At 66.1% G+C, this 1,989-nt stretch carries 2 protein-coding genes; one reads left to right on the top strand and one right to left on the bottom strand.

Annotation, left to right across the window (positions count from 1 at the left end; all coding sequences use genetic code 11):
* On the top strand, window positions 1-431 hold a 431-nt coding region (locus ACIPIA_RS15090; RefSeq protein WP_400510725.1), incomplete at its 5' end, for an MOSC domain-containing protein.
* 69 nt (window positions 432-500) lie between these two features.
* On the opposite strand, the gene ACIPIA_RS15095 is transcribed toward ACIPIA_RS15090, so the two are convergent.
* Entirely contained in the window at window positions 501-1,505 is a 1,005-nt protein-coding gene (locus tag ACIPIA_RS15095) for a DUF4167 domain-containing protein (RefSeq protein ID WP_400510727.1), read from the bottom strand.
* Between the last annotated feature and the right edge of the window lie 484 nt (window positions 1,506-1,989).

Below are 1,989 nucleotides of genomic sequence, written 5' to 3' on the forward strand. Positions count from 1 at the left end.
CTCCGAAATTGCTGACGGCGCCATCCACCTATCGCTTCATGGACTCCCGCTCGGGCTTCCTCTCGATCATCAATCTCGCCAGCGTCGCCGACCTGGAAGCGCGGCTCGGGCGCCCGGTCGATCCGCTGCGCTTCCGCGGCAATCTGATGGTGAGCGGTCTTGCCCCCTGGGCCGAGAACGACCTCGTCGGCCGCGACATCGATGGCCCGAACGGCCTGAGGCTAAATGTGATCAAACGGATCGAGCGCTGCGCCGCGACCAATGTCGACCCCGAGACCGCTGCGCGCGACATGCAGATCCCGAAAGCGCTGATGCAGAATTACGGCCATGTCGATTGCGGCATCTATTGTCGCATCGTCGCCGGCGGCGCCTTGCGTGAAGGCGACGCCCTGACGCCGGCAGAAGCGCCGGCGGAACTCGGCATCGCCTGAACCCACCCGCCTGCAAAAAAGGGCCCTTGCGGGCCCTTTTCTCGTTCGGAACGCCTGGCCGATCGGCCCTTACTCGGTGGAGCCGTCGGACTCGGAACCGAGGGCATCCATGACCTCGCGCGGCGAGCGGCGGCGGCGCGTGCGCTTCGGCGCCGGCTCGGCAGCTTCGACGGCCTCCGCCGGGGCGACGACCGGCTCTGCCGGTGCTGCTGCCTCGACCGGTTCGGGCGCCGAAACGCGCACGGGGTTGGTCAGGAAGGACGGCAGGGCGGCGACATCATCGCCCGCGTCGACCTCGACCTCACGCTCGCGGCGGGGGCGGCGCTCGCGCTGGGGACGATCGCCACGATCGAAGCGGCGCTCGGCCGGCGCCTGCTCGGGAGCGGCTTCGGGCGAAACCTCACCTGCGACGGGGATGTCGGATCGCGGAGCGTCGGGACGCGGCGCGTAACCACCGGGAGCGGCCTGGCCGCCTTCAGCATTGCGATCGAAGCGGCGCTCGCCACGATCCTGGCGATCGAAGCGACGTTCGTTGTTGTTGCGATCGTTGTTGTTGAAGCGCTCGCGGCGGTTCTGACGATCGAAGCGCTGGCCGCCCTGCTGCTGGCCGTCGCTGCCCTCGCCTTCGGCGCGCTGGCCGCCGTGGCCGTTATAGCCATTGGCCCCGTTATGGCCATTTGCCGGGCGGAACTCAGGCTGCGGCCCGGTGCCAGGCTGGAAGGCCTCCTCGTCGCCCTCCTCGTCGCCCTCATCGGCATCCTCGACAAAGGCGCGGTTCGGCGGGAAGGAATGGCCGAACTGCTGAGCCATCTGCTCCTGCGCCGCGAGCAGGATGCGATAGTAGTGCTCGGCGTGCTGGAAATAAGCCTCGGCCGCAACCGTATCGCCCGAAGACTGGGCATCGCGCGCGAGTTGCAGATACTTCTCGGCGACATGCTGCGCCGTGCCGCGAACCTTTACGTCCGGGCCGTTGGATTCATAGCTACGCTGCAGCGGATTGGGAGATTTGCGATTGCCGTTATTGTTGCCGTTGTTGTTACGGCCGCGCATACGCCGGTTCTGACCTGGTCTCATTCGCGTCTGTCTCGCGCTTCTGTGCTCAAAGCAACCGTGGTGCCGTCATGCGCGTGGCGATGCACAGCGGGTTGCGACGCTGTGTCGGACTGAGTTGACCTGAAGGGGCGATACGCCGTTTCTGGTCTTCACGCGCTCTTTTCCAAAAAAGGGCTCCACCCCAAAAGGGGGGACTGAACCCCATGAGCCGATCGGCGCCACGCGCCTTCGGGGCTCCACCCGGCTTGTCAGCTGCACCGCCTCAGGAACGCGCCTGCAAACGATACCGAACTCGAGCAAATCCTGTACGATCGGAAACTGCCCAGAGGCCCGGCTCTGACGCCACCAGCTTCGGCTGCAAGCTGCTTAGCTGCTTTTGGTCGCTTCTCCAAGCGAAATCGACCAAAAGCCTGTGCATTTTCATGCGGCCCCGAAGATCAGCGCCCGCTCATGGCCCCCGAGATCGTTCCGGCCGCCCCGGAATTCAAGCCCTCCGGCCTGCATC

It is taken from the genome of Allobosea sp. CER48, assembly GCF_044752385.1.
Lineage (GTDB): Bacteria > Pseudomonadota > Alphaproteobacteria > Rhizobiales > Beijerinckiaceae > Allobosea.

Bases quoted from the DNA above. Each gene is read 5' to 3' on its own strand.
- ACIPIA_RS15095 (WP_400510727.1), bottom strand. From the start codon at position 1,505: ATGAGACCAGGTCAGAACCGGCGTATGCGCGGCCGTAACAACAACGGC.